The sequence below is a fragment of the Vibrio sp. Isolate33 genome, assembly GCF_022397895.1.
GTDB classification, from domain to species: Bacteria; Pseudomonadota; Gammaproteobacteria; order Enterobacterales; family Vibrionaceae; genus Vibrio; species Vibrio pomeroyi.
Map to the genome: position 1 here is coordinate 13,604 of NZ_JAKEUP010000018.1, position 25,848 is coordinate 39,451.

General features: G+C 45.3%; 22 protein-coding genes. 11 read left to right on the forward strand and 11 right to left on the reverse strand.

Features of this window, described 5'->3' with window-relative positions:
- Positions 1-33 precede the first annotated feature (33 nt).
- A complete protein-coding gene (locus tag L1D37_RS19645; RefSeq protein ID WP_239848883.1) occupies positions 34-774 on the reverse strand; it encodes an amino acid ABC transporter permease in 741 nt (246 codons plus the stop codon).
- Between the two features lie 124 nt (positions 775-898).
- Between L1D37_RS19645 and L1D37_RS19650 the strand changes: the two genes are divergently transcribed.
- On the forward strand, positions 899-1,675 hold the full coding sequence (locus tag L1D37_RS19650) for a transporter substrate-binding domain-containing protein (RefSeq protein WP_050651339.1): 777 nt from the start codon (positions 899-901) through the stop codon (positions 1,673-1,675).
- 75 nt (positions 1,676-1,750) lie between these two features.
- Here the strand turns inward: L1D37_RS19650 and L1D37_RS19655 are convergent, their stop codons facing one another.
- The 4 genes from L1D37_RS19655 to L1D37_RS19670 form a co-directional block, all read right to left on the reverse strand.
- Entirely contained in the window at positions 1,751-3,178 is a 1,428-nt protein-coding gene (locus L1D37_RS19655) for a fructose-specific PTS transporter subunit EIIC (protein WP_128163528.1), read from the reverse strand.
- 13 nt (positions 3,179-3,191) lie between these two features.
- Positions 3,192-3,632 (reverse strand): PTS sugar transporter subunit IIA, encoded by a 441-nt coding sequence (locus L1D37_RS19660; RefSeq protein ID WP_016787567.1) that lies wholly within the window; start codon positions 3,630-3,632, stop codon positions 3,192-3,194.
- A 259-nt stretch (positions 3,633-3,891) separates the two neighbouring features.
- On the reverse strand, positions 3,892-5,109 hold the full coding sequence (gene manA, locus L1D37_RS19665; protein ID WP_239848884.1) for a mannose-6-phosphate isomerase, class I: 1,218 nt from the start codon (positions 5,107-5,109) through the stop codon (positions 3,892-3,894).
- Positions 5,110-5,219: 110 nt separating this feature from the next.
- Complete coding sequence (locus tag L1D37_RS19670; protein WP_239848885.1) at positions 5,220-7,124, reverse strand: fructose-specific PTS transporter subunit EIIC; 1,905 nt, start codon at positions 7,122-7,124, stop codon at positions 5,220-5,222.
- Positions 7,125-7,502: 378 nt separating this feature from the next.
- Here L1D37_RS19670 and L1D37_RS19675 point away from each other — a divergent pair, with 378 nt between their 5' ends.
- Together L1D37_RS19675 and L1D37_RS19680 are read left to right on the forward strand one after the other, a co-directional pair.
- Entirely contained in the window at positions 7,503-8,342 is an 840-nt protein-coding gene (locus L1D37_RS19675; RefSeq protein ID WP_060468969.1) for an AraC family transcriptional regulator, read from the forward strand.
- Positions 8,343-8,962: 620 nt separating this feature from the next.
- A complete protein-coding gene (locus L1D37_RS19680) occupies positions 8,963-10,741 on the forward strand; it encodes a transporter (protein WP_239848886.1) in 1,779 nt (592 codons plus the stop codon).
- A gap of 148 nt (positions 10,742-10,889) precedes the next feature.
- On the opposite strand, the gene L1D37_RS19685 is transcribed toward L1D37_RS19680, so the two are convergent.
- Positions 10,890-11,663, reverse strand: coding sequence for a PTS sugar transporter subunit IIA (locus L1D37_RS19685; RefSeq protein WP_239848933.1), 774 nt, complete (start codon positions 11,661-11,663; stop codon positions 10,890-10,892).
- 7 nt (positions 11,664-11,670) lie between these two features.
- Complete coding sequence (locus L1D37_RS19690) at positions 11,671-11,973, reverse strand: fructose PTS transporter subunit IIB (protein WP_055319098.1); 303 nt, start codon at positions 11,971-11,973, stop codon at positions 11,671-11,673.
- 345 nt (positions 11,974-12,318) lie between these two features.
- On the opposite strand from L1D37_RS19690, the gene L1D37_RS19695 reads away from it, so the two are divergent.
- Positions 12,319-14,184 (forward strand): fructose-specific PTS transporter subunit EIIC, encoded by a 1,866-nt coding sequence (locus tag L1D37_RS19695; RefSeq protein WP_239848887.1) that lies wholly within the window; start codon positions 12,319-12,321, stop codon positions 14,182-14,184.
- 123 nt (positions 14,185-14,307) lie between these two features.
- Here the strand turns inward: L1D37_RS19695 and L1D37_RS19700 are convergent, their stop codons facing one another.
- Positions 14,308-14,892 (reverse strand): TetR/AcrR family transcriptional regulator, encoded by a 585-nt coding sequence (locus tag L1D37_RS19700; RefSeq protein WP_239848888.1) that lies wholly within the window; start codon positions 14,890-14,892, stop codon positions 14,308-14,310.
- Positions 14,893-15,060: 168 nt separating this feature from the next.
- Positions 15,061-15,606 carry a TetR/AcrR family transcriptional regulator gene (locus L1D37_RS19705; protein WP_239848889.1) on the reverse strand — a complete coding sequence of 182 codons (546 nt, stop codon included), beginning with the start codon at positions 15,604-15,606 and terminating at the stop codon, positions 15,061-15,063.
- Positions 15,607-15,808: 202 nt separating this feature from the next.
- On the opposite strand from L1D37_RS19705, the gene L1D37_RS19710 reads away from it, so the two are divergent.
- Complete coding sequence (locus L1D37_RS19710) at positions 15,809-16,408, forward strand: hypothetical protein (protein ID WP_239848890.1); 600 nt, start codon at positions 15,809-15,811, stop codon at positions 16,406-16,408.
- A gap of 38 nt (positions 16,409-16,446) precedes the next feature.
- Complete coding sequence (locus L1D37_RS19715) at positions 16,447-17,331, forward strand: SDR family oxidoreductase (RefSeq protein ID WP_239848891.1); 885 nt, start codon at positions 16,447-16,449, stop codon at positions 17,329-17,331.
- Here L1D37_RS19715 and L1D37_RS19720 read toward each other — a convergent pair.
- Positions 17,328-17,501 carry a hypothetical protein gene (locus L1D37_RS19720; RefSeq protein WP_176678849.1) on the reverse strand — a complete coding sequence of 58 codons (174 nt, stop codon included), beginning with the start codon at positions 17,499-17,501 and terminating at the stop codon, positions 17,328-17,330. The two genes, L1D37_RS19715 and L1D37_RS19720, sit on opposite strands and share 4 nt — an antisense overlap.
- Before the next feature lie 394 nt (positions 17,502-17,895).
- Here L1D37_RS19720 and L1D37_RS19725 point away from each other — a divergent pair, with 394 nt between their 5' ends.
- Positions 17,896-19,875: a methyl-accepting chemotaxis protein gene (locus tag L1D37_RS19725; RefSeq protein WP_239848892.1), complete on the forward strand. Its 1,980-nt coding sequence runs from the start codon at positions 17,896-17,898 to the stop codon at positions 19,873-19,875.
- A 119-nt stretch (positions 19,876-19,994) separates the two neighbouring features.
- Here the strand turns inward: L1D37_RS19725 and L1D37_RS19730 are convergent, their stop codons facing one another.
- Entirely contained in the window at positions 19,995-21,158 is a 1,164-nt protein-coding gene (locus L1D37_RS19730; protein WP_239848934.1) for an aromatic amino acid transport family protein, read from the reverse strand.
- A 436-nt stretch (positions 21,159-21,594) separates the two neighbouring features.
- On the opposite strand from L1D37_RS19730, the gene L1D37_RS19735 reads away from it, so the two are divergent.
- From L1D37_RS19735 to L1D37_RS19750, 4 genes are all read left to right on the forward strand, one after another.
- Entirely contained in the window at positions 21,595-22,797 is a 1,203-nt protein-coding gene (locus L1D37_RS19735; RefSeq protein WP_239848893.1) for an MFS transporter, read from the forward strand.
- The gene (yidZ, locus tag L1D37_RS19740) at positions 22,772-23,758 is read left to right on the forward strand and encodes an HTH-type transcriptional regulator YidZ (RefSeq protein ID WP_239848894.1); all 987 of its coding nucleotides are present in this window, start codon (positions 22,772-22,774) and stop codon (positions 23,756-23,758) included. The genes L1D37_RS19735 and yidZ overlap by 26 nt, the downstream gene beginning before the upstream one ends.
- Before the next feature lie 64 nt (positions 23,759-23,822).
- Positions 23,823-25,034 (forward strand): MerR family transcriptional regulator, encoded by a 1,212-nt coding sequence (locus L1D37_RS19745; protein ID WP_239848895.1) that lies wholly within the window; start codon positions 23,823-23,825, stop codon positions 25,032-25,034.
- On the forward strand, positions 25,035-25,598 hold the full coding sequence (locus tag L1D37_RS19750; protein ID WP_239848896.1) for an N-acetyltransferase: 564 nt from the start codon (positions 25,035-25,037) through the stop codon (positions 25,596-25,598).
- The last annotated feature ends 250 nt before the right edge of the window (positions 25,599-25,848 follow it).

The window sequence follows — 25,848 nt, forward strand, 5'->3', positions numbered from 1 at the left end:
AGATAGCTAAACACTCTTGAGGGTTAGAACCATTTAATGGCTCGGAATCGCAATCCTTTTTTCTAGCCAACGAACCGCTTGCGATACGACCAAAATAAGAACAAGGTACTCCAAAACCAGAAACGTATAGATCTCTAAAGGTAAATATTCGTTCACCACCAGCTCATTTGCTCGCCTTGTTAAATCACTCAAACCAATCACACTCACTAGCGAGCTCATCTTGAGGATATAAATAAACTGATTGCCCAAGGGCGGCAGTATTTGACGGAATGCCTGTGGTAGGATAACCAATCGCATTTTTTGCCAATAGGTCAATCCCAAGGATTCGGCCGCTTCATGTTGGCCACGATTAATCGCTTGAATCCCCCCACGGAACACTTCTGCCATAAAGGCGCTCTCGGCAATAGTCAATGCGATTACCCCTGCCCAGAAGTGGTTCAAAGAGACATCGAGTAATGTCGGCATTCCGTAATACACCCACAATAGCAATACCAATACAGGGATAGAACGCATCACCTCTACGTAAAGTCGATTAATCCCCCTGAGTATTGGAGAACTAGAAAGCGCTGGAAAGGCGACCAATAGACCCAGAGCCATAGCAAAAAACATGCTTAGCAACGAAACCTGAATAGTCTCGCTAAAACCAGCCATCAAAAACTGAATGTTAGTTCGCCCCTGCTCCGTCGACGGGTCGAGTACATACCATCCCCATTGGTAGTCTGAACATCCTGTCAGAAACAGCAGAGAAACTAGCGATAAGTGACGATAGTTCACATTTACTCCCAAAAACTCCATTTGTTATTGCTATGTTAACAACCAAATCTGTTTAATGGTTAATAATTAAGAAGAATATCTACATTCATCACTTAGAAATCAGCATTCTTTGAAGGAATAAAAAATGAAGAAAAGCTTAATTGCATTAGGAATGTGCTTACTTGCTTTTACACAAATTGCACATGCACAAAGTCGTTTGCAGGAGATACTCGATGCCGGAGTTCTTCGCGTTGGTACAACTGGGGATTGGAACCCAATGACAATGAAGGATCCAGCGACCAATAGCTACCGCGGCTTTGATATCGATGTCACGACTGAGTTGGCTAAAGACCTAGGCGTAAAAGTGGAATACGTCGCAACAGACTGGAAAACCTTGGTGAATGGCATCACGGCCAACAAATACGACGTGACTGGCAGCGCATCGCTCAACATGTCTCGAGCAAAAGTCGCTGGGTACAGCCAACCTTACTTCTATCTGGCTTTTGTCCCTGTTGTGCAAAAGAAAGACATAGAGAAGTTCTCCGATTGGAGTGACTTTGACAAAGCAGAAATCAAAGTTGCCGCCACGCTCGGCACAGTACAAGAAAAAATGGTGAAGGACTTCTTCCCATCGGCACAACACATCGTAATTGAAGCGCCGGCACGGGATTTCCAAGAGCTTTTAGCTCGCCGCGCTGATGTCTCCGTGACTTCAAATGTAGAGGCTGCAACCTTAGTAGAGAAGTTCAAACAACTCGCAATTGTTCCGGTAAAAGAGCCACGTAAACCAACACCAATTGCCATGCTTCTACCACAAGATGATCAAGTTTGGATTAACTACATTAACCACTGGGTTGAATTGAAAAAGACGCAAGGTTTCTTCAAGCAAACCGCTGAGAAGTGGGGATTGAAGAGCATGTAACGAGCTCATAGAGAAGAGAAAAATAGAGCCCTTAGGGGGTAGGGCTCTAGAGTTAGGAGCTAACTTGAAGTTGGGTTATGCGACGACCAGTGTTGCGGCTTTCTTCATCGCTTCTTTGGTTGAGCACTCAATCACGTTCGCATTGGCAAAGCGGTGAGCGTCTTTCACTTGAATATCGTGAGCCAAGATAACCAGCTTCGCGTTCGCTACGTCTAGGTCGGTGATGCGGTTTTGAATACCGTTTTGACCTTGAGTTTCTACCTTAATCTTAAGGCCTGCAGCTAAGCCTGCTTTTTCTAGTGCTTTCGCTGCCATGAAGGTGTGTGCAACACCAGAAGGGCAACATGTTACAGCTACGATGTCGTATTCGCCTTCGCCTGCTACAGGAGCCGTTTGAGCTTGAACTGGCGCTGCTTCAACCATGTCTTCTTCCGTTTCTACTGCGACTGGTTTCCAGAAGCCAACGATAACCGCTGTGGTTAGCGAGCCTAGTGCGATACCCACAACGTACATTGGGATGTTGCTTGATACTGGCGCTGTGATTAGGCCACCCCATGGCGCGTGCAGTAGAACGTCTGTCATGAAGCCAAACACACAACCTACGATACCACCGGCTACGATTGAAGGAAGTACGCGCATTGGGTCGTTCGCTGCGAACGGGATAGCACCTTCAGAGATACCGATAGAACCCATGATTGCCGCTGCTTTACCTGCTTCTTGTTCTTGTTTAGAGAACTTGTTTTTGAATAGGAAAGTTGCCAACGCCATGCCTAGAGGTGGTGTACAAATCGCGATGCCTACGCCACCCATTAGCCACGGTTGTGTGTCTACTTGAGTTTGAGCAAATAGGGTCGCTACTTTGTTGATTGGGCCGCCCATATCAAACGCCGTCATACCACCAAGGATTGTGCCCAGAACCATCTTAGATGCGCCCGCCATTGAAGCTAGGAACTCGTTCATTGAAGACATGAACAGTTTGATTGGTTCACCGATGCCCCACAGTACGATACCTGCAGAGATTAATGTGCCTAGAAGCGGGTAGATGAAGTAAGCACCCAGCGCGGTCATGTTGGTAGACAGCGGGATCTTCTTAAGTTGAAGTACCACACCACCGGCGATAAAGCCTGCCACGATACAGCCAAGGAAGCCGCCGCCCATGTCTGCCATGATGCCAGAAGAGATCATCGCTGGTGCTAGCGCTGGTTTATCTGCAATTGAGTAACCAATAAAGCCGCCAAGAATGATTGGGAAAAGAACAAGGCCCTTGATACCGATGTTAGAGATGTCTGCCAGCAAGCCGTCTGCTGGAACCGCACCTTTACCCGATGCCATTACCGCTAAAGCCAACAGAACACCACCGGCTACGATGAAAGGCAGCATGTGTGATGTACCGAAAAGCAGGTGACCCTTCATGGTACTAAGGATTTTTTTATAGTCGCTACTACTATTCTTATTATTAGAATTGCTACTGGTATTCGTAGCTTGATTTGCTAGGGTGCTCATAATTGTCTACGCCTTATGAATTAATTAAAATATTAAGGATTTGATGTTCATCTTTTGCGTTATGGATATTTTGGATAAATTCATCACTGAATTTTCCAAATAGTTCTTGTAGTACATAAATATGATGGTCTGCGCCGTTATCTGGTGAGGCAATCATAAAAAATACGGTTGGATTAATGCCATCTTCGTCGCCATACTCAATGCCTTCACGCTTAACGCCAACAGCGATTGCCGGCTCAGTTACTGCCTTGCTTTTTGAGTGTGGGTAAGCGATGCCGTCCATTGAAGTAATGCTTTGAGATTCACGAATTTCGATGTCGGCCAAGAAGGCTTCTTTATTACTGATTCGGTTGTTCTCAAATAACATGCCTGCCAATTCTTCAAACAGTTCTTTCTTATTATTCGCTTGAAGGTTGTTATTAATTAAGTTGACGTTAGTTAGTTGTGTGATCATTTATTAACTCATTCACTATTGAAGTTCTTGAATTAAAATTAATGGATTAACTCGATTCGTGAAATAGCAAATAAAAGCCCTTCACTGTACATTTGTATCCAGCAAAATTAAGTGTGATTTGCATCATTTATGCGGTGTGATATTGGTCATGTTTGATGGCGTTTTGGGTTAGGTTTTTGACACGCTAATAGCCTTCGTCAAAAACAAAAATGCCCCGCAAAAGCAGGGCATAAACAGTGTGTACTGAGTTCTGAGGGAGCTAGCTGTAAGCGCGCGCTACGCGTCCAACGCAGTCCAGTTTGTAACTCTCAGCATAAGCAGGAATAAACACCGACTGGCCTTTCTCAATCACGCAGGTTTCACCACATTGATGAGTGAGCACCATGGACTCGTCGAGCGGCAATAGGATCTCGGCTCCTTCTGTGGTGATCTGTCGTTGATGTGAGTTTTGCACGATAGAGAACTTAAAATCCTCAACAGGGATTTCGTATTCCATTACATCACCTTGCTCAATCGGGCTTAGCAGTAATCTATCCGCAGGCTTTTCATTAAATCTCGTACAAGAAACCAGTTCATTCACGTCCATATACTTAGGTGTTAATCCGGCGCGAAGTACGTTGTCTGAGTTCGCCATGATCTCTAAGCCCGTCCCTTTGATGTAAGCGTGGGGTGTCTCTGCATCTAAATACATGGCTTGCCCAGGCTTTAGGGTAATCACATTCAATAGCAGTGGGGCGAACAAGCCGACATCGCCAGGGTATTGATCTTCCAGTTCTGAAATCAATTGGAATACACGTTTATCAGAAAGCTTGGCCTTCATGATCAACATGGTAAGCGCCATGCCTTTTTGTTCACCTTCCAAAGACAGTAAGCTCGCAAAAAAGCAGGCTAAGCCATTGGGTGTTTGATCGCCCGCGAGATCGTTGACCATCGAATGAAGCTCTGGAATGTCGAGATAATGGAAGTGCTCAAGGATCTCGCTGATTGACCTAAAACCATTCATCGCCGTGTAGTCTGTTAGTGCATACACCAATTCTGGCTTGTGGTTAGGATCTTTGTAATTACGATTGCCAGCGGTCATCGGAATACCTTGCTGCTCTTCTAGAGCATAGCCAGATTCCGCTTGTTGTTTGTTTGGGTGAACTTGAACAGAGAGTGCTTTCTCAGCTGCTAACACCTTGAATAGGTAAGGCAGTTCGCCAAAACGACTCGCAACTTTCTCGCTTAGAAACAGGTTTAAGTTCTTAGAAATTAAGCTCGACAATGTGGTTTGCTGACCATTGTCGTTCACCATTGAGCAACCATTCGGGTGAGCACCCATCCAGATCTCCGCTTGCGGCTCACCAGACTGGTTATCAATACCAAACAGTTGGCTAAACGAAGAAGGGCTACCCCATGCGTAGTTTTGAATTACGTTAGTCATAGGGTAGAAAAAGCGTTGTACGAACGAGTCGTTCGCTAAAGAAAAATCAGACATCGAAATCACCATGAAGGGAAACATGGCTTGAGCTCTATTCGTTCCTAAAAAACTACTAGCTACTAAAAACAGTAGGGTCGAAGGGCTCAAGCCATTGGAGTTGAAATGGTTTAAGCCGCTGCTGCTGTTAGCTTGGCTTTGCGTAGATTTTTAAGCGCGATACAAGTAACCGCAGTCACACCCGCACCTGATGCCATGCACAGAAGCGCCAGCATTGGGTAGTTCATTGCGCCAAGTAGAGCCACAACTGGCCCACCGTGAGCAACGCTGTTGGTAATCCCAAACGAGAACGCCATTACTGCAGCAGTCATTGAGCCGAGCACGTTGGCCGGGATAACTGACATTGGGTCTTGAGCCGCGAAAGGAATCGCACCTTCAGAGATACCCACTAAGCCCATCGCGCCTGCTGCTTTGCCTGCTTCAATCTCAGAGGATTCGAATAGGTCGAACTTACGGCCAAGTCTGGTTGCGATAGCCATGCCGAGTGGAGCCACAGGGATTGCACATGCCATTGCACCCATGAATTGAGTTTGACCGCTGGCAATCATGCCGACCGAGAATAGGAACGCCACCTTGTTGAACGGGCCACCCATATCAAAGCCAGCCATGCCACCCAATACGATGCCTAGTAGAACCACGTTGCCTGTGCTCATGCTAGTAAGTAGGGCAGTAAGCGCATCCATCAGCCCCGCGATAGGAGCGCCGATAATAAAGATGAACAGACCAGCAATAAACAGAGATCCAGTGATCGGAGCGATCATGATAGGTACAAGTGGCTGGACGAATTTGTGGTAGTTAAACGAGGTAATCCATTTAACGAAGTAACCCACTAATAGACCTGCGATGATTGCGCCAATGAAGCCAGTACCTGCATCAGCACCATAGAAAGAACCATTGTTGGCAATCCAGCCGCCAATCAAGCCTGGGGTTAGGGCAGGGCGGTCAGCAATCGCGTAAGCAATGTAGCCAGCCAAGATCGGGATCATCAATGTGAAGGCAACCACACCCACTTCTAGGATTTGGTTCCACATGCTGCCAGCAGGAATCGCCATACCAGATTCACTTGGCTCGCCGCCAATCGCTAACGCTAGGGCAATCAAAAGGCCGCCCGTCACTACGAATGGGATCATGTGTGATACGCCATTCATCAAGTAACGGTAAAGGTCTGAACGCGCTTGCGATGCTTTTTCGGCAACGGATTGGTTGGTCGATGCTTGTTCTGCTTGGTAACTTGGTGCCTCGAGAGCTTGTTTGATCAAGCCTTGCGCGTCTTTGATTGGCGCTTTTACGTTGGTACAGATCACGCGTTTGCCAGCAAAGCGAGCCATGTCGACCTGCTTATCACAAGCGACGACAATCGCGTCGGCACGTTCTATCTCTTCTTGAGTGGGGCTGTTCTTAACACCAATAGAACCGTTGGTTTCGACCTTAACATCGTAGCCAAGCGCCGCAGCGCCTTTCTCTAGCGCTTCTGCTGCCAGATAAGTGTGTGCCACACCAGCGGGGCAACCTGTGACACCTATGATGAAACCTTGCTTCTCAACATTGGTTTCAGTCTCAGCAGGTTCAGGTTTGGTAAGCAGTAGCTCCAATGCGGTTTGCTCGGAATCGGCATTCATGAAGTTTTCAATGAAACCTTCTTCAATCAGTCTTGAAGAAAGTTCTGCCAATACTTCTATGTGGTGATTGTCGCCGCCATCGGGAGAGGCAATCATAAAGAACAGTTTTGAAGGCTGACCATCATCGGCGCCGTACTCGATCCCTTGTTTGTGTACACCGATAACAACTGCAGGTTTGGTCACCGCGCTGCTTTTCGCATGTGGTAGGGCGATGCCTTCTTCAAACCCTGTGTTGCCTTGTTCTTCTCGCGCTTTAATGTCGGCAAAAAACTGCGCTTTGTCTGAAATTCGACCTTGTGCGTACAACACGTCTATCAGCTCTTTAAATACGTCTTCTTTGGAATTGGCGCTAAGCGAAAGCTTAATCAAATCTTGATTGATCAATGTCGTGATCATAATGAACCCCTACTCTTTTTTATTTTGTTAGGGGTATTCTGAAATTGATTACTTGCCTTCTGTAGTGAAGAAAAAACGCATTTACTGGATGATTGTTGCCTTATAAATGGAGTGTGATTTTGATCGGTTAGTGGCTCGTTTTTCGGCCTCTATTGACATAGGTTGAGTCTGCTTGAGGCTTTTATTTGCAAGGGGTTTGGCGTGTAGAGTTATCGGGGGAACAATGTGCTATATCAGATTTGTGACTGGAGATTTATTTCCACTACTGGATTTTTGTAACCTAGATCTCAAATTGTGATTTTGCTCAATAGCGCTATGTTTCACTAAGGAGTATATCTATTCCCGTAGCCTTATTGCTGCCTATAAGAGTTCGAATAAATGATTTTTCATGACTTAATCTCGTCGGTATTAAACGAGCGAGAGCCGTTTCACAACATCTGGTTTGCTGGAGATTTTCATACGCCTTCAGCATGCAGTTATCAGGTGAACTTTCCACGTTTAGAGCTGGTGCTAGATGGAGAATATATAAATGAAATGGAGAGTCATGATCGCAAGATCACCAATGTTATCGCCAAAGCGGGTGATGCAATTTTTATCCCACCTAACTGTTGGAACAAGCCGAACTGGGATACGGACTGCTCGGTGCTGAGCATGTTGTTTGGCCGTCGTCAGCTTGGTTTAAGCTTGGTGAGCAAGCGCAAAGGTGAAGAGAGCTTTTACGACATTCAAAAGCACAGTATTCAGACTCGCTCTGGCTTTGCCATTGACAATATTCTTGAGGCGCTCAGTTCATTAGCGCGCGAGAGTAACAAACAGCCGATGGATGAGTTACTGCTGCAAGCGCTGCTGCAATACAGTAAGACCATGTTGGATGCGCCTGTCGAGAAATCTCACAGCCGAGTGCAGGATGTGTATCAGGGCATTTGTATCTACATTCAAGAGAATTTCCACCGCCACATCACCCGTGACAGCATCGCCTCGCGCTTTAGTATTTCATCCAATCACTTGTCGCGAATGTTCCGCCAACAAGGCCACATGACGTTGGCCGAGTACATCACGCGCGTGCGAGTCGACCGTGCCAAGTTCATGCTTAAGAAGTACAACTTCAAGCTCAATGAAGTGTCGGTTCGTTGCGGCTTTAAAGATGTGAACTACTTCTGCCGAGTATTTAAAAACCGTACAGGAAGAACCCCAACCGAATACCGCGGTTCAATCTGATATCGCTTCAAACTGATACCGTTTCAATCTGATGCTGTATCAAATTTTCCGTTTCAAACTATCTTCTCGAACTGGTCTTATCCGACCGTATTTTGTATGACTTGATTACCGCAACTGACCCTGTGTTGTGGTAATCAATTTGATTTTTGCTTTCCTCTAAGTTTCCTCTTTTCAACGGCTTTTTCTTATCTATTACTAAACCGACTCCCACGTTTTGTGTATTTTCCGCGATTCTCTAGATAACGCCGATTAATAACAGTAAGAGGTTGTTTTGCGAGCTATTTATTGTTTTTCGCGCTCTATTTATTGAATCAAACACCTAAGGATTTAGATATTAATTGGATGCATTAAATGAATTGTAAGTAAATTCAAATCCATTTATCGAGACGACAAAAGTTAATTATCCTTGACGGAGCTACTGATTGAAATGTTCGTAAAGTATTGATTTTTAATGCTTAGTTTATAGTGTTCTATTCTTTGTTTATTGACGTTTCATTCATGCCTAAAAATCAAATATTCAAGTTTATACGGTCTATCACAACCTTGACTTATAATACTACAAATTAAAATTTCTACGGATAATATGCTCTTCAGATATTAATAATAAAGAAGACTTATACATGGAACTCAATACTCTGATCGTAGGAATTTATTTCCTTTTCCTTATAGCAATAGGTTGGATGTTTAGAACGTTCACCAGTACAACCAGTGATTATTTCCGCGGGGGCGGTAACATGCTTTGGTGGATGGTTGGTGCGACTGCGTTTATGACTCAGTTCAGTGCTTGGACCTTCACTGGCGCAGCGGGTAAAGCGTATGCCGATGGGTTGGCTGTCGCGGTTATCTTCTTAGCGAACGCATTTGGTTACCTGATGAACTACCTGTACTTCGCTCCGAAATTCCGTCAACTACGTGTGGTAACACCAATTGACGCAATTCGTATGCGTTTTGGTAGCTTCAACGAACAAGTATTTACTTGGTCTGGAATGCCGAACAGTATTGTTTCTGCGGGTATCTGGCTGAACGGTTTGGCGATCATCGCATCGGGCATCTTTGGCTTCGACATGACGACAACTATCGTTCTGACGGGTCTTGTTGTACTTGTTATGTCGGTGACAGGCGGCTCTTGGGCGGTTATCGCGTCTGACTTCATGCAGATGGTTATCATCATGGCGGTAACGGTAACGTGTGCTGCGGTGGCTATCGTGCAAGGTGGTGGCGTTACGGAAATCGTTAAAGACTTCCCAGTGGCAGAAGGCGCATCATTTGTTTCTGGTAACAATCTGAACTACGTAAGCATCTTCGGAATCTGGGCATTCTTTATCTTCTTCAAACAGTTCAGTATCACCAACAACATGTTGAACTCTTACCGTTACCTAGCGGCAAAAGACTCAAAGAACGCGAAAAAAGCGGCACTGTTGGCGTGTATTCTGATGACCATTGGTCCAATCATTTGGTTCATGCCACCTTGGTTTGTAGCAGGACAAGGGGTTGACCTTGCAGCGCACTACCCAGATGCAGGTTCTAAAGCAGGCGACTTTGCTTACCTATACTTCGTAGAGCAATACATGCCAGCAGGTATGGTGGGGCTTCTGATCGCAGCGATGTTCGCAGCAACCATGTCTTCAATGGACTCAGGCTTAAACCGTAACTCAGGTATCTTTGTAATCAACTTCTACCAACCGATTCTTCGTCCAAACGCGACAGAGAAAGAGCTGATGATTGTGTCTAAGTTGATGTCTACCTTCTTTGGTCTTGCCATTATCCTTATTGCGCTGTTTATCAACTCGCTAAAAGGTTTGAGCCTGTTCGACACCATGATGTACGTGGGCGCGTTGATTGGCTTCCCAATGACCATTCCAGCATTCTGTGGCTTCTTCCTTAAGAAGACTCCGGACTGGGCAGGTTGGGGTACCCTAGTGGTTGGTGCGATTGTTTCTTACATCGTTGGCTTCGTGATTACGGCTGAAATGCTGCAGAACTTGTTCAACCTAGAGCCGCTAACGAGCCGCGAATGGTCTGACTTGAAAGTGGCAGTAGGTCTGATTGCGCACCTAGTGTTTACGGGCGGCTTCTTTGTTCTTTCGACACTGTTCTACAAACCACTAGAAGCGTCTCGTCAGAAAGATGTAGATACTTTCTTCAACAACCTTGCGACGCCATTAGTTTCTGAATCAACAGCTCAGAAGAAACTGGATAACAAACAACGTCACATGCTGGGCTCACTGATTGCAGTGTCTGGTGTGGCAGTGATGGCGATGTTTGCTCTGCCGAACCCATTCTGGGGAAGAATGATGTTCGTATTGTGTGGCGGTATCGTGTTCATCGTTGGTCTGATGTTGGTGAAAGCCGTGGACGACTCGGTGGAAGATGCGAACCAAGAGAACAAAACGGCTTAGGTAACTAAACCTACAAGATAAGCCATTTAAAATAGAACGGCTGAGCGTGATTGCTCAGCCGTTTTTTATTATGCGAACCATGGAGTTACAACCAATGGAGTGAGTCACTTAGTTGATTAAGGAGATGAATTTAAAAGGGTGAAATGAACTAAATCAGACGAGAAGAGATGTACATGAGCAAAGCTTGTAGATCGACACTGCTTCGAGTCTTTTGTAAACGCTCATTGACCTGATCGTGAAGCAGGTTTCTGGTTAGGTTGGTGGCCGCCACAATATGTTCTCGCTGTGGCTTGGTAGGCAGTACCAAAGCGATGGCAACGTGCACCTCACCAATGCGTGAAGCCCAATCAATCGGGTCGTCACTGACGATGACTGCGATCGAGAGATCTTGGGTCGATTCAAACATCACATGGGGCAATGCGATCCCTGGGGATACACACGTAGACGAGCGTTCCTCTCGTTTAATAAACGCAAGAATCAGTTCATCCGGATCTTCTGGATACACGAGATGAGCAAGCCCTTTTAGACATTCAAACTTGGTCAGTTGAGTTTGTGCTTTGGCATGGTGCCACTTGATGTCACAAGGTGGGCATATCTGCGGCATGCGCTGGATTAAGTCGTTCGAGAACTCATGGTTCACTTGTGAGCCAACCATGGTGTAATGCTCTGCAACCACATCTTTAAGAACGAAACACGCCAGCTCGGCATCAATACCGACCGCGGTTATCTGGCACAAATCGCCGCGAAGTAAACCCACTTGCAACATCGCGACAGATTTGGAGAGATCGGCCGTTCGGTTTTGAGTGATGTTGATAATACGGATGGTACTTTTGAACTTCTTTGCCAAGCGGCTAAGTGGCTGCGCGACGTGTGAGTTCGCGGCAGGATCGTCAACGAAGAAGGTGATCTGATATTCGTTCATGAATGATTTAGGTGCGACAATGCTTAATAAAGACTTTATCGACACTCAACAATACCTCTTCCATGGGGATGAATAAGGTTTTCGCTGGGTCGAAGCGGTTTGGCTGTTCAATGTCGATATCGGAGACGATCAATACCTTGTCTGCGAGAGTAATATCCTGTGCAGTCAGTAAGTTTTCAATACCCATAGCGCCTTGTGTTTCAACCTTGATTGAAACGTTGAATTTAGGGGCTGTTTTATTTAAAGCATCAGCTGCCATATAGGTATGGGCAATGCCTGTAGGGCACGCAGTTACCGCTACAATTCTCATTATTATTCTCGGCTTAATCTCGTCCCTGTTACGTTACATAAGCTACCTTTCACAAGCTATTTTGTAAGAGCTATCTTGCGTGGGAAATCCAGTATGGAAAACTCGCATAGAGGAGGGGCGATTTGTTTATGGGTTCTGTGGATTTTATGGATTGCCGTTTTTTATTCTAAGGTGAAAGTCACACTCTGAGTTCTTGGTTACAATAATCCAGTTAATGCACCTTTCGTCCTATATATTGAGTGCCTTCACACCGTTAATCTTTTCATCTTATTAACATCGAAATTTTAATTTAGGTCGGAAGGACCTAATTACTTCAGTCTGAAATCAGACGAGGCAGAATAGACCATGGATATCACCAACATTATCGAGCCCGAGATTATCTGCTTGGAGCTACAAGCAGACTCTAAACAGGCGGTATTTGAAGAGCTTGTCGAACTGCTCGACCGTGCCGGTAAGCTCTCTAATAAAAGTGCATTCCTTGATGATATTTGGAAGCGTGAGGCCATTGGTAATACGGGCTTTGATGATGGTATTGCGATTCCACATGCGAAAAGTACGGCTGTAGCTAAGCCTGCTGTGGCGGTAGGCATCAGCCGAACGGGCATTGATTATGGTGCTGATGGCGGTGAACTGTCTGATGTGTTCTTTATGCTCGCTTCACCTGACAACAATGATGACCATCATATCGAGGTACTGGCTCAGATCTCGACCAAATTGATCGAAGATGGCTTTGTTACAAAATTAAAGGCGGTCGAGTCAGTTGAGGAGGCTCAAGAGCTGTTTCTCGAAGCCAATTCAGATTCGTTCGACAGCTACGCTTCTAGCCATCATGAAGTGTATGTTGAGCCGCTCAGTCCTTGGGCACAATCTCTCAATCGACTCAAAGAACACCTGTTATACGGCACTTCGCACATGATCCCATTCGTGGTTGCGGGCGGTGTGTTGTTGTCTTTGTCGGTGATGATGTCGGGTCATGGCGCTGTGCCTGAGAGTGGCGTTCTGGCGGACATCGCGCAGATGGGCATCGCAGGCTTAACTCTCTTTACTGCCGTATTAGGCGGTTATATCGCCTACTCAATGGCCGACAAGCCGGGTTTAGCGCCCGGTATGATTGGTTCTTGGGTTGCGGTGAATCAATACAACACAGGCTTTCTTGGGGCGATAGTGGTCGGCTTCTTTGCGGGTTTTGTGGTGAATCTACTCAAGAAGATCAAACTGCCAGACAGCATGATCTCACTAAGCTCTATCTTCATCTATCCACTCGTCGGTACCTTTGTCACTTGCGGTGCGGTGATGTGGGTGATTGGCTCTCCGATAGCTCAAGTGATGCTTGAGATGAACCAAATGCTGACTGGCATGGCAGGCTCCGGAAAAATGGTGCTCGGCAGTATTTTAGGTGCGATGACCGCCTTTGATATGGGCGGTCCAATCAACAAGGTCGCTACACTGTTTGCTCAAACTCAAGTGAACACCCAACCTTGGTTGATGGGAGGCGTCGGCATTGCGATTTGTACGCCACCACTCGGCATGGCTCTCGCGACTTTTATATCGCCGAAGAAGTTTAAACGCGACGAACGCGAAGCGGGCAAAGCCGCGGGGATCATGGGAATGATCGGCATCAGTGAAGGTGCGATTCCATTTGCTGCTGCCGACCCTGCACGTGTTCTACCTGCAGTCGTGGCTGGTGGCATTGTCGGTAATGTGGTTGGCTTCATGTTCCATGTGGTCAACCATGCACCATGGGGTGGCTGGATTGTTTTGCCTGTGGTTGATGGCAAGATTGGCTACATCATTGGCACATTGGCGGGAGCGCTCACCACGGCTTTGATCGTGATACTGCTGAAAAAGAATGTGGTTGAAGGTGAAGCGAGTGCCAACCAGTTTGCTGGTGGTTCAGTGACGGAAGAAGGGCAAGCGGATGTACTCGCAATCACTTCTTGTCCGTCAGGGGTTGCCCACACTTTCCTCGCAGCGAAGTCTCTGGAAAAAGCGGCGCATCATCTTGGGGTTCGGATTAAAGTCGAAACACAAGGTGCTAACGGGATTGGTAATCGCATCACACCAAAAGACATCGAAAGGGCGAGGTTGGTGATCTTCGCTCACGATGTAGCGATTAAAGAAGTCGAGCGCTTTGCGAACGTCAAAACGTTAGATGTCAGCACCAAAGAGGCGATGCTTAATGCGCAAGCGTTGATCATGAGAAAGGTGTAACCCTTAAACTTTAAAGTTAATCATCTATAAAGTTAACTAGCTCAAAACTAAAAAGACTCCGCTCTAGCTTATGGCTAACAGTGGAGTCTTTTTGTATGGCTTTCAAGTAGATAAGCTCAGCTTTTAGAAAGGATGATACTTAAATACGTCTTCAACCATAGAGTTAAGTAAATCGATATCGTCGCAGGTTTTCGCGTAGGTACGCAGGCCTGCGATTTGAACCTGAACATGACGAGCAAGTTGAGCGGGTTCGCGCTCTTTATTGATCTCACCTAGCTCTTGAGCTTCTGAAATCAGCTTGGCGAATTCACCTTCCATGATCTTCAGTGATTTCTTCGCTTCTTCTAATAATTCGGCGTGCTCATCAGTCAGCTCAGCCACCGTTTTTGCCAGCATACACATGCCATTTGGCGAGCTTTGTTTCGATTCGACTACAGCACGTTTGACGAAGCTTTCGAGCGCTTTGATTGGAGAGTCTGTTTCGCTGCGAAAGCGGTTCAGGTTGAGAATGCCAAGTTCGGTATAGCGAGCAAGCGTCTCTTTAAACAGACCTTCTTTGCTGCCAAACGTCGCGTAGATGCTACCCGGACGCATATCAATCACATCTTGCAGGTTACGCATAGATGTCGCGTGAAAGCCCTTTTCCCAATACAGGTTCGTTGCTTTATCTACTACATCTTGTCTATCGAACTTCGCGGTCTTAGCCATAACATCTACTTCATTAATCTGAACATATGTTCAATATTTTATGCTGAACGTTCGTTCTAGTAAAGCAGTGATTAGATTCGCTTGAGGACAATCGATCTTGCTTAAGCGTCTTAAAGTAACTAAGCCTTTGATACTGTTTAGCTATGTTCTTACTTTTCGAGAGACCGGTTAGGCTAAGTATTTGCTTACCACGGAACGCACATACTCAGGTTCAAGCTTTCCACCACATAAGGTTTGGTGTGTCAGCAGGCCGATGAGGATGCTATATAGCTCGACCGCATTCTCGGCATCGATGTATTGGGCGAGCAGTTGTTGATATTTATTGTTGGCGATTGCGATGCTGGCATCTTCAGCCACAGCTTCTTGACCAATCACATCAATGTAATCAAAGACCAACTTCATTTCTTGGAAGTGACGTGATTCGATGGCCTGAAAGATATGGACGAAGTTTTCAATCTTCTGCTCAGTGGTTGCATCCACAGCTAGAGGCAAGTCGGCGAGGTTACCGCTATCGTGTCGAACAATCGCTTCGGTCGCAGCCTTGAACAGCTCATCTTTACTTTTGTAGTAGTGATAAACCGCGCTTTTGCTCATGTTGAGGTGTGAGCACAGCTGTCTCATTCCCAGCTCTTTATAACCAAACTCCAAAAACACACCCGCGGCTTTCAGTGCGATCTCTTCGCGTCTTTGGTCATGATCGACGATCTTTGGCATGAGTCTTCCTCGCAGTTTAATGGTTGAAGGTTCAGTCAATTTAGGCAACTGAAGCAATAGCTTAATGCAGCTGATGAGTGTCATCTTAGTTTAAATTAGTCCAAGTGGTCAAAATAATTCTTTACAGTGGTTAAACTTCGATCTAATTTAAAAAGACCAAGTGTTCTAAATAAAAATTAAACGACGATTATTCGAGGTAACTATGAGAATTGATTGGAACCTGCCCCCATTCAGAGCGGGCTTCTTAGGCGGACTAGATAAATTTATTGGTCCGGGTGCGACATCAGCAGAGAAGAACCTGCAACTGTACATTCCGTTCATAGCGGGTGCGCTGATTGCTGCGTATGCCAATCATGCAGAGTTGGGCTGGTCTTGGGGACAATACCTAGCAGCAGTTCTGTTAACCATCGACATGCTGGGTGGCGTGATCACCAACGCGACATCAAGTGCTAAGCGCTGGTTTCACAGAGAAGGTGAAGGCTTTAAGCAGCACATGACCTTTATCGCTATCCACTTCATTCAGTTAACAGTATTCAGTTGGTTGTTTTTGGATATGAACCTGATGTGGGTGGTAGTGACCGGTGGTTATATGATGTTGGCGTGTGCCTTGATACTGAAAACTGCACTCTATCTGCAACGTCCGGTTGCTTTGATTCTGTATACACTGAGCTTGATCTTATCGCTTTATGTTGTGGAAGCTCCTGTCGGCTTAGAGTGGTTCTTACCTGTGTTCTATTTGAAGTTATTAATCAGTCACATTCTACGAGAAGAGCCTTATCGTCCGGAAAACGAAGCTGTTTAATCAATGAGGCTTTTTTTGATAAATGGGGTTATCTATAAATGAACGTAACGAATGAATCGAAAAGCCGAATCTTAGTGGCTGGGGCGACAGGATACTTAGGTCGCCATCTTATCGAAGCACTCCAAGCGCATGATGCTGATTTCAAAGCGCAGGCTCGCAGTGCTGATAAATTGAAGGATCTCGGTCTGAACGACTCTCAAATTCAGATCGCACAAGTGACCAATGCCGAGAGCCTAAAAGGGTGCTGCGATGGAGTGGATATCGTCATCTCTTGTGTTGGTATTACACGTCAGAAAGAGGGGCTGAGTTACATGGATGTCGACTATCAAGCCAACCTAAATTTGTTGGAAGAAGCTGAGCGAGCAGGCGTTAAGAAGTTTGTTTATGTATCGGCATTTCGGGCGAACGTGATTAAAAATGTGCGTCTACTTGAAGCAAAAGAGCGCTTTGCTCAGCGTTTACTGGCATCAGTACAATTAGCACCTTCCGTGATTCGTCCGAATGGTTTTTTTGCCGACATCGAAGAGTTCTACAACATGGCTAAGTCGGGAAGGGTGCATCTTTTTGGTTCAGGGGATGTTCGTTTGAATGCAATTCATGGCATAGATCTAGCCGAATTTATCTTGGCTTCACTGTCTAATACGGAAAAAGAGTTAGATGTAGGTGGCCCAGATATCCTCAGTGCAACACAAATAGCAGAGCTTGCTTTTCAATCTCAGGGTAAAACGGCGCGAATTACTTATGTTCCCGATTGGGTCAGGAAACTGGCTTTATGCGTGATAAGACGACTACCGGAAAGTCGAGTAGGACCTGCGGAGTTTTTCTTGAGCGCAATGGAAGGTGATGCCATTGCGCCATGCGTGGGAAAACATCATTTAAGTGATCACTTTTCCCAGCTCAATCACGAGTCTGATAAGGGCTAGTTGTCGACGACTTCGACGGTTTTATGTTGCGCGCCGTAATAGGTGCCTTCATCGATAGTGTACATCAGCGTTTCTTCGCACTCTGGGCAATCGAATTCTTCATTAGGTTCGATTGCTGCTTCTTCTACCCATTCCCATCCAATGTGTTCTTCGCAAGCGGGACAGTCCATAAAAACCTCTAATTATGCTTCTACGTTAATTGAATTCGTAACTTTTTGAGCCCGGCATTATACATAGTTGGCACTGAATATGTAGCGATAACTGAGGTGAAAAAAGGTGCGAGCATACCTCTTTAGGGTTATTAAAAACTGTCATTTTTCAGTCACTTGCGCCGGAAAAATGTTGTTGCACGTTTTTTGTGTTTTCTAAAGTTGCATAGCTAACAGTTTTATAAATAAGTCAATGAATTCTGTAAGGTTAAATGCTAGCGTTATCGATTGTCGTCCAATATGGCACGGTAATTGATAAACTAAATATTATTATGATCTCAGTAAAGGTACACCGTTTTAGAAGTGTGTCTAATTACACGACAGATAAAGATTCGTTAGCCGCTAGGAAATAAAAATGAAATTAACCGATATGTCTTTTAAGCAAAAAATCATCGCTTTGCTTATTTTACCGATCTTAGGGTTTCTCTGGCTCAGTGTTTCTGCGATATCCAAAGGCGTAGAAACAAAGACTGAAATGTCCTCATTGAATCAACTGACACGCCTTTCGGTTGTGTACAGTGAGTTAGTGCATGAGTTACAAAAAGAGCGAGGCATGACAGCTGGCTTTATTGGCTCTCAAGGAACCAAGTTTGTCAGTGAATTAGCCGCGCAGAGAACCAATGCCGACAACCGACGTAATGAAAGAAACGATTACTGGCAGTCTGCCAATATCAATCTGCCACAGATTAGCCGCCTGAACACAGAGATAAGCCAAAGCCTTAATCAGATAACGACGATTCGAAATCGAGTGGATTCTCAATCTATCCCACTTTCTGAGGCTTTGGGTTACTATACCCAACTGAATGCAAAGTTACTTAGCGTATCGGCGTTGATTGCTGAATTAAGTTCTGATGTCACCATCACTACTGAAACCATCGCTTACTACAACTTCTTACAAGGTAAAGAGCGAGCGGGTATCGAGCGTGCTGTCCTAAATAACACCTTTTCTAAAAATGAATTTGGCCCAGGTATGCTGGTGAAATTCATCTCTTTGGTGACAGAGCAAAATACCTACTTTTCTAACTTTGAAGTGTTGAGCAACTCAGCCAACGTGCGTTTCTTTGAGCAACAGCTAAATGACCGCTCTGTGGCAGAAGTAGAAAAGCTTCGTAGTTTGGCTGAATCTAAGATGAGCGGCTTTGATGTCGACCCTGTGTACTGGTTCTCTCAATCTACTGCTCGTATTGTTCAGCTAAAGAAAACAGAAAACCACCTAGCAGAATCACTGATTGCGCTGACTGAGAAAAAAATGTCACAGGCACAGTCTGCGATGATGATGAGTATTGGTTTGTTTGCTTTGATTACGTTGTTCGCAACCTTCGTCAGCTTTAAGGCGATCAGTGACCTGACGATGAGAGTGAAAGACCTGACAGTAATGTTGTCTAAAGTTCGTAATGACAATGATCTAACGGTTCGTGCTAAGTACGTTGGTAACAGCGAGCTTGGACAGATCTCTTCGGCACTCAACGAAACGTTAGAGAAGTTTTCAAACGTTATCGACAACTTGTCTCAGTCGAGTCTGACTTTGGCTTCAGCCGCTGAAGAAACCTCGCAAACTTGTCACTACAACTCGAACACCTTGGTTCAACAACAAGATCAAATTGGCTTGGTTGCGACGGCGACAGAAGAGTTATCAGCAACGGTAAATGAAGTGGCCGCGAAAACTCAGCAGACAGCAAGCTCAGCTAAACTGGTCGATGAGCAGTCGCAAGAAGGTTTGAGCACGGTTCAAAATTCTTACCACTCTATCGAAAAGCTGGCATCTGAAATTAATGACCTAGCCGAAAAGATCACGCATCTACACGAAAGCAGCAACAACATTAACAGTGTGATTGATGTGATTAAGTCGGTAGCAGAACAAACTAACCTGTTGGCATTGAACGCGGCGATTGAAGCAGCGCGAGCGGGCGAGCAAGGTCGTGGATTTGCGGTCGTTGCCGATGAAGTTCGTACACTGGCTCAGCGCACACAAGAATCGACATTGGAAATTGAAGGCTTTATCAGCTCGCTACAGTCTGATGTGCAAACAGCCTTCAATGTGATTGATAACAGTAAGAAGATGTCATCAAAAGCGGTAGAAGATTCAAAAGAGGTTGAGCACACTTTGCAAAGCATCTCAGCAGCGATAAGCGAGATCTTCAGTATGACGGAACAGATCGCTACGGCTACAGAAGAGCAAGCGGTTGTGACTCAAGACATCGCGCAAAACGTGATGGCCGTTGAGCAGAAATCGACAGAGTCGACCACTGGCGCAACTCAAATAGCAGCAACAGCCAAAGAGCAAGCTGAACTGGCGGCTTCATTGAAAGAGATCGCTAGTACGTTTAAGAGCTAGTCTTATAAAAAAGCCAAAGGCAGTTCGATTAGAGCTGCCTTAGTAAAAACTGAAAAACCCGTGAATCCTGAGATTCACGGGCTTTTTTTATCAGCAATGTTTGGGCTAACCCATAAGCTCTAGCCCATAAACCAAGACACGAAAATCAATGCGCCAAAACCGAATGTCGCCATTAGTGCGGTGTCGCCGCCGGCTGCTGTGTAGCTGCCCTGAGTTTGTAGGTGAGGGAAATCAGGTCTACGAACCTTAACTACCATTGCGAGTGGCCCCCAAATAGCTAGGAACACCAACACCATGCCTGCATAGTCGAGCATGCTTACGAACTGGCTAGCAAACAGTTCTGCTAATACTAAAGGCAGTACAAAGGTCAGAGCATAAGCCATTAGCTTGTTGTTGGTTACAGCGTCTTTGTTTTGGTCATACAGCGCCATAGATACGCCAAGGAAAGAGGTCACCAATGCCAGTGCTGAGAACAGAGCAATCACCACTTTCAACCAAGCAGATTGTCCGCTAAACGCAGAGATTAGCTCTGAAATGTTGTGGAATTGGCTGATCGCGTCTGTGCCAAGGTTTCCGATAATCGCGAACAACCAAGTGAGGTAGCATACTAGCGGAATCACTGAACCTAACAGAATCATATTGCGGATCTGCTTTTGAGTCGCTTCACGGTTGTAGATAACCAGTGACGGGATCACCACCATAGAGGCAAAGCTGGTAAAGATAACCGCGCTGTACTGCACCACGTCATTGGCCGTGTATTGGCTAGTTTGAGTTAGGTAATCAAGACGGATATTGCTAAACAGAGAAGCGATAACAATAAACAGCATCACCACCATCATGATGAATAGGCCACGGTTCAACTTATCGATATAAGACTTACCCGATACCACAATCACACCCATAAATAGGCTGAAAACGGTATAAGCAGCAGATGCAGAGATGTTCACGCCAACATCGAGCAGTAGCTTATGGATGATGTCACCCACGCCCAAGATATAAGCGATGAGCATGCATACTAACAGCAGGTAAAAGAGTGCATTGATAAAGTGTTTACCTTTGCTGCCCAGAGTGAGGTAAGCAACACTGCTCATGCCACTGTTGTCTTTAGTTTTGGTACACGCTTCCGCCAGTAGGAGTGCAGAGTAAGTGGTACCGATAAAGATAAGTAGCATCAGCACTGAGCTGATCATGAAGCCAAATTGGGCCAACACCATGGGAATAGCAAGCATGCCAGCCCCTAATGCAGTTCCTGAAAGAATCAAAGAACTGCCGAATAATTTCATATTCAAGAAAGCAACCTCAAAGTATCCAATTAATTTTTAGTTGGATTGTAAATATTTGTTGCCAAGCCTAACAAATTACTCAGTAAAGTTAGGGGTTAAATTCTAATTATTTTTGAATTTTTCTAAAAAATTTAAACAGGGATTTATGGTGAATATGAGTGGTTGATTTAAGTATTCACTTGGCGACTTGTTTTAGCGTTCTGATAACTTTTGTAAATTGATCGCCGATCAATAGGCAGCGGTTTATAGCTGATAAATCTTTGTCTTAATTTCAGCAGAATTGAGTCAAAACCTTGCTTATTTCGCTAATTGTTATCTGTCGCCTTTTCCACATACTGAGGGTTTGTCGTAAATGGAAAGATCCGTTGTCGTAGATGCCACTCGGTAGTTTCGCGTTTCGCTCTTATTATCCTCACACCAATTATGTGGGGGTGTTATGTATCGTTTTCTGTTTTGTAGTTTCGCGTTTGTTCTGTTGTATCCAACGGCGATTGATTTGTATTTGGTTGGTTTGCCTCAAATCGCCGCTGATTTAAATGCTTCGGAGGCGCAGCTCCATGTGGCGTTTTCTATCTATCTTGCGGGCATGGCAACCACCATGCTGTTCGCCGGTAAATTTGCCGACAATATAGGAAGAAAGCCTGTCGCGATTTTCGGTGCGATTGTCTTTGCTATCTCTTCAATGTTAGGTGGCATTGTGACTAGCGCGGAACCGTTTCTGGCGGTGCGTTTTTTCCAAGGTGTTGGTGCGGGTTCATGTTACGTAGTGGCGTTCGCCATTTTGCGAGATGTGTTAGATGACCAAAAGCGCGCCAAGGTGTTGTCGATGATGAATGGCATTACCTGCATCGTGCCAGTGCTTGCGCCTGTTATCGGTCACCTCATCATGACGGTGTATCCTTGGCCTAGCCTGTTCACGACTATGACGAGCATGGGTGTAGTGGTGTGTTTGTTGTCGGTGTTAGTACTAAGAGAAACTAAGCCAAATGGCAAAGACGTGGCAGTAACAAAAGCTTCTTTATCTCAATCAACTTCAGCCGAAACCTTCAAAGAACCCTTGTTTATCAGCCGAGTGGTCATGACCAGTTTGGGCGTGACGGCGATTCTGACTTACGTGAATGTTTCTCCGATGTTGATCATGACAGAGCTTGGCTTCGACCGTGGTCAATACTCCTATACCATGGCTCTCACTGCATTAGTCAGTATGTTGGTATCGTTCTCTGCGCCGTTTGCACTGAATGTGTTTAAGCAGAAAAGCCTGATGTTGACATCTCAAACGTGCTTTGTGATTTCGGCTATTTTGTTGCTTGCATCGATTGATGGTGGGTTAGGGCATTATGTAACCCTACTAGGCTTCGCTTTTGTGTGTGGTGGTTTCTCGCTAGGTTTTGGTGTCGCGATGAGCCAAGCATTGAGCTGTTATTCACAACGAGCAGGTGTCGCGAGCTCGATATTAGGCGTTTCTCAGGTGTGCACGTCGGCACTGTTTATCTGGTTGATGGGCGCTATCGGATTCAGTGCATTGAATATGTTGGTATTTATACTGGCTGCTGGTGGAGTTATCAGTATTGCTCTAATACTATGGGTAGGTCCTTCCCAAGTTAAAAGTGATTATGAAGAAGCCACTAGCCCGTCTTGATCTGAATCTGTTGTTCACTCTGCAATTACTGCTGCAAGAGCAGAGTGTTTCAAAAGCTGCCAAAAAGCTTAACGTTACGCCTTCAACGGTGAGTAAATCACTGACCAAGCTTCGAGACTGGTTCGATGATCCCTTGTTTGTGAAAACACCAAGAGGTTTAACGCCGACACCGCTTGCACTAAGTATGGTGAAAGATCTTCAAGACTGGCTACAGATCGGTAGTCAAATTCTCACGACTCGTGGTGACGATGCGCCGAAAGATGTGCGATTGAATCTAGAGGCAGAATCCCCTCTGTCGTTAATCATGCTTAATGAACTGACGCAAAGCGTGTATCAACGCTATCCAAATGCGAAGATCAAGATGCGCAACTGGGATTACGATTCAATAGACTCTATCGTGCGTGGTGAATCTGATATCGGATTTTCAGGGCGAGAAAGCCACCCGCGATCGAAAGAGTCTCTAGACGCGCTGCCATACTTTATCGATTTCGAGGTGCTATTCCACGACATGCCAGTGGTGTATCTCAGAAAAGATCATCCAGCCTTACAGGAAGAGTGGAACCTTGAGGCTTTCCTCAAATACCCTCATATCAATATCGTGTGGGATAAAAGCGAAACGTGGGCGCTGGATGAGGTGCTCACCGACCTACAACTAGATCGAAACATCGCCTTGACTCTTGCAGGCTTTGAACAGTCTTTGTTTATGGCCGCCCAGTCTAATCACACCATGACGACGGTTGCGCCCAATTACTGTCGACGTTATGCAGAGCAACTTCACCCCAATCTTACCTGCTTACCCATCCCTTTAGATGAAGAGAGTGCCAATAAGCTGCTGATCCCATTCACCATGATTTGGCACAAACGCAATGCCTACAACCCGCTAGTTCTATGGTTAAAAGACACGCTCAGAGAGCTTTACCAATTTGAAGGCGAAGAAGGAAAAGACAAAATAAATGTCTAAAAGTTTGTTGACCTGACTACAGCTTCATAGTTTATCTTTGCTACCGAAATGAGAGGGGAAGTGCATGTATCGTATCTCTGAACTGGCCGAATTAGTTGGGCTGAGTCGCTCCACATTGCTGTATTACGGCAAGCTAGGCTTGATTGAAGCTCAACGCCAGAGCAATGGCTACCGCCTTTATTCTGAAAAGGATCTTCAGCGTGTTCGCTTGTTGCAGCAGTTACAAGCGGGTGGGCTGACGCTCAAAGAGTGCCAAGCTTGTCTAGATGCAAAGATAGAACGCAACTTGCTAGAAAATCGCCTTAAGCAGTTGGATGAAGAGCTCGTTCAAAAGCAACGATCACGCGACCTACTAGCAGCAATGCTAGGTGAAGGTGGTTTAGAAGAGTGGCATGAGTCGATGGATAAACTTGCGCCAGATGCACACCTCGATTGGTTAATTAAGCAGGGTTTTGATGAGAAACAAGCCCTGCGATTGAAGTGGTTATCGAGAGACATGAATGAACATGATCAATACATGGCGGATTTTGGCGCTATCTTTGAGGGCTTAGATCGTTTAGGACCTGGAACGGCTGAAGATACTTTAGCGGCATTGGCACAAGTTCCTATTTCTGCAAAGCGTGTACTTGAGATAGGTTGTGGCAAAGGCATCGCGACCAATGTGTTAGCGAAAGCCATCAAAAAGCACCAAGCTGATGTACACATTATTGCGGTCGACAATGATCAACCGAGTTTGGACATTCTAACTCAGCAAGCACAAGCATCTGGCTTAGAAAGTAATGTTCAAACCGTGTGCGCAAGCATGATGGATTTGCCGTTTGAAGCGAAGTCGTTCGACTTGATCTGGTCAGAAGGCAGCGCTTACATCATGGGTGTCCAGAAGGCATTGAAACAGTGGCGGAAGCTACTTACCGATGATGGCATCTTGGTTGTGAATGATTTGGTTTGGAACACGGAGGCCCCGATCGAATCAATCAAAGCGTTCTGGCAAAAAGAGTATCCAGATATGACCACGGTAGCTGAACGTATCAAGCATGCTAAGGCGGCGGGGTATCAAGTCTTGGGTGACTTTGCGATGAGCGATGAAGGTTGGCTTGCCTATTATCAGCCTTTGCAAAAGCAAGTCGAGTCTTTGAAAGCAACGATACCAAACTCAAAAGCGCTCGCAGATTGCGACAATGAAATTAAACAATTCTTCAATAACAGCAAACTAATGGAAGGCTCACCGAAGCGTGATTTTGACTATCACTTTTTTGTGTTGAAGAAAGTACTGTAAGTGAAGAACACTATGAAATTTAGACAACATGATTCAAGCGAGATCGAAACGATCACTCAACTTTTTACTCAAACCTTTACTGATTCAGAAGGCGAGAACGAAGGTAAAACTGTGGGTAAGCTTGCCAACGATCTTTTAACGACCACAGCTCCAACAGAGCTACTTTGCTTTGTTGCGGAAGATGATTCTATTGAATCTGGCAGCACGATTGTGGGTGCGATTATTTTTACTCCACTTTCATTTGACGATGGAATCAAGGCGTACTTGCTTTCACCAGTAGCGGTGATCACACAGGTTCAAAAGCGTGGGATCGGTCAAAAGCTGATTAACTTCGGCTTAGAGAACCTAAAAGAACAGGGTATCGAACTTGCAGTGACGTATGGTGATCCTAGCTACTATTCAAAAGTCGGCTTTGCACCAATCACTGTTGAACAAATCCCAGCGCCATTTGAGTTGAGCTACCCTCACGGTTGGATCGCTCAATCGCTGACTGGCAGTGAAATCAAAGTGACGAGCGAACAGTCGAGCTGTGTTGAAGCTTTGGCTCACGCCAAATACTGGTAGTCGCTAAAAAATAAAATCTTAATGAATGAAAGCCCATCAGGTTTAACTTGATGGGCTTTTTTTATTTTTAATCAAAAGGATAAGTTAACAATAACTCGATTTTAAATAGTCTATTCCCCTTATTAATTTCTTACTCGATATTTATTTTGAACGATTGTTCAAAATATTACTTGAACGATCGTTCTGTTTTGGTTTATATTGTTTTCATACCAACGGAGAGCGGTCACTAAACCTCCGTAAATGACAAAAT

What these genes read in the sequence shown, in the direction of transcription:
- L1D37_RS19670 (WP_239848885.1), bottom strand. Translation starts at nt 7,124, where the DNA reads ATGATCACGACATTGATCAATCAAGATTTGATTAAGCTTTCGCTTAGC.
- L1D37_RS19730 (WP_239848934.1), bottom strand. Translation starts at nt 21,158, where the DNA reads ATGAAATTATTCGGCAGTTCTTTGATTCTTTCAGGAACTGCATTAGGG.
- L1D37_RS19675 (WP_060468969.1), top strand. Translation starts at nt 7,503, where the DNA reads ATGATTTTTCATGACTTAATCTCGTCGGTATTAAACGAGCGAGAGCCG.
- L1D37_RS19745 (WP_239848895.1), top strand. Translation starts at nt 23,823, where the DNA reads ATGTATCGTATCTCTGAACTGGCCGAATTAGTTGGGCTGAGTCGCTCC.
- L1D37_RS19715 (WP_239848891.1), top strand. Translation starts at nt 16,447, where the DNA reads ATGAACGTAACGAATGAATCGAAAAGCCGAATCTTAGTGGCTGGGGCG.
- yidZ (WP_239848894.1), top strand. Translation starts at nt 22,772, where the DNA reads ATGAAGAAGCCACTAGCCCGTCTTGATCTGAATCTGTTGTTCACTCTG.
- L1D37_RS19705 (WP_239848889.1), bottom strand. Translation starts at nt 15,606, where the DNA reads ATGCCAAAGATCGTCGATCATGACCAAAGACGCGAAGAGATCGCACTG.
- L1D37_RS19680 (WP_239848886.1), top strand. Translation starts at nt 8,963, where the DNA reads ATGGAACTCAATACTCTGATCGTAGGAATTTATTTCCTTTTCCTTATA.
- manA (WP_239848884.1), bottom strand. Translation starts at nt 5,109, where the DNA reads ATGTCTGATTTTTCTTTAGCGAACGACTCGTTCGTACAACGCTTTTTC.
- L1D37_RS19710 (WP_239848890.1), top strand. Translation starts at nt 15,809, where the DNA reads ATGAGAATTGATTGGAACCTGCCCCCATTCAGAGCGGGCTTCTTAGGC.
- L1D37_RS19720 (WP_176678849.1), bottom strand. Translation starts at nt 17,501, where the DNA reads ATGGACTGTCCCGCTTGCGAAGAACACATTGGATGGGAATGGGTAGAA.
- L1D37_RS19735 (WP_239848893.1), top strand. Translation starts at nt 21,595, where the DNA reads ATGTATCGTTTTCTGTTTTGTAGTTTCGCGTTTGTTCTGTTGTATCCA.
- L1D37_RS19695 (WP_239848887.1), top strand. Translation starts at nt 12,319, where the DNA reads ATGGATATCACCAACATTATCGAGCCCGAGATTATCTGCTTGGAGCTA.
- L1D37_RS19700 (WP_239848888.1), bottom strand. Translation starts at nt 14,892, where the DNA reads ATGGCTAAGACCGCGAAGTTCGATAGACAAGATGTAGTAGATAAAGCA.
- L1D37_RS19725 (WP_239848892.1), top strand. Translation starts at nt 17,896, where the DNA reads ATGAAATTAACCGATATGTCTTTTAAGCAAAAAATCATCGCTTTGCTT.
- L1D37_RS19690 (WP_055319098.1), bottom strand. Translation starts at nt 11,973, where the DNA reads ATGAGAATTGTAGCGGTAACTGCGTGCCCTACAGGCATTGCCCATACC.
- L1D37_RS19685 (WP_239848933.1), bottom strand. Translation starts at nt 11,663, where the DNA reads ATGAACGAATATCAGATCACCTTCTTCGTTGACGATCCTGCCGCGAAC.
- L1D37_RS19650 (WP_050651339.1), top strand. Translation starts at nt 899, where the DNA reads ATGAAGAAAAGCTTAATTGCATTAGGAATGTGCTTACTTGCTTTTACA.
- L1D37_RS19655 (WP_128163528.1), bottom strand. Translation starts at nt 3,178, where the DNA reads ATGAGCACCCTAGCAAATCAAGCTACGAATACCAGTAGCAATTCTAAT.
- L1D37_RS19660 (WP_016787567.1), bottom strand. Translation starts at nt 3,632, where the DNA reads ATGATCACACAACTAACTAACGTCAACTTAATTAATAACAACCTTCAA.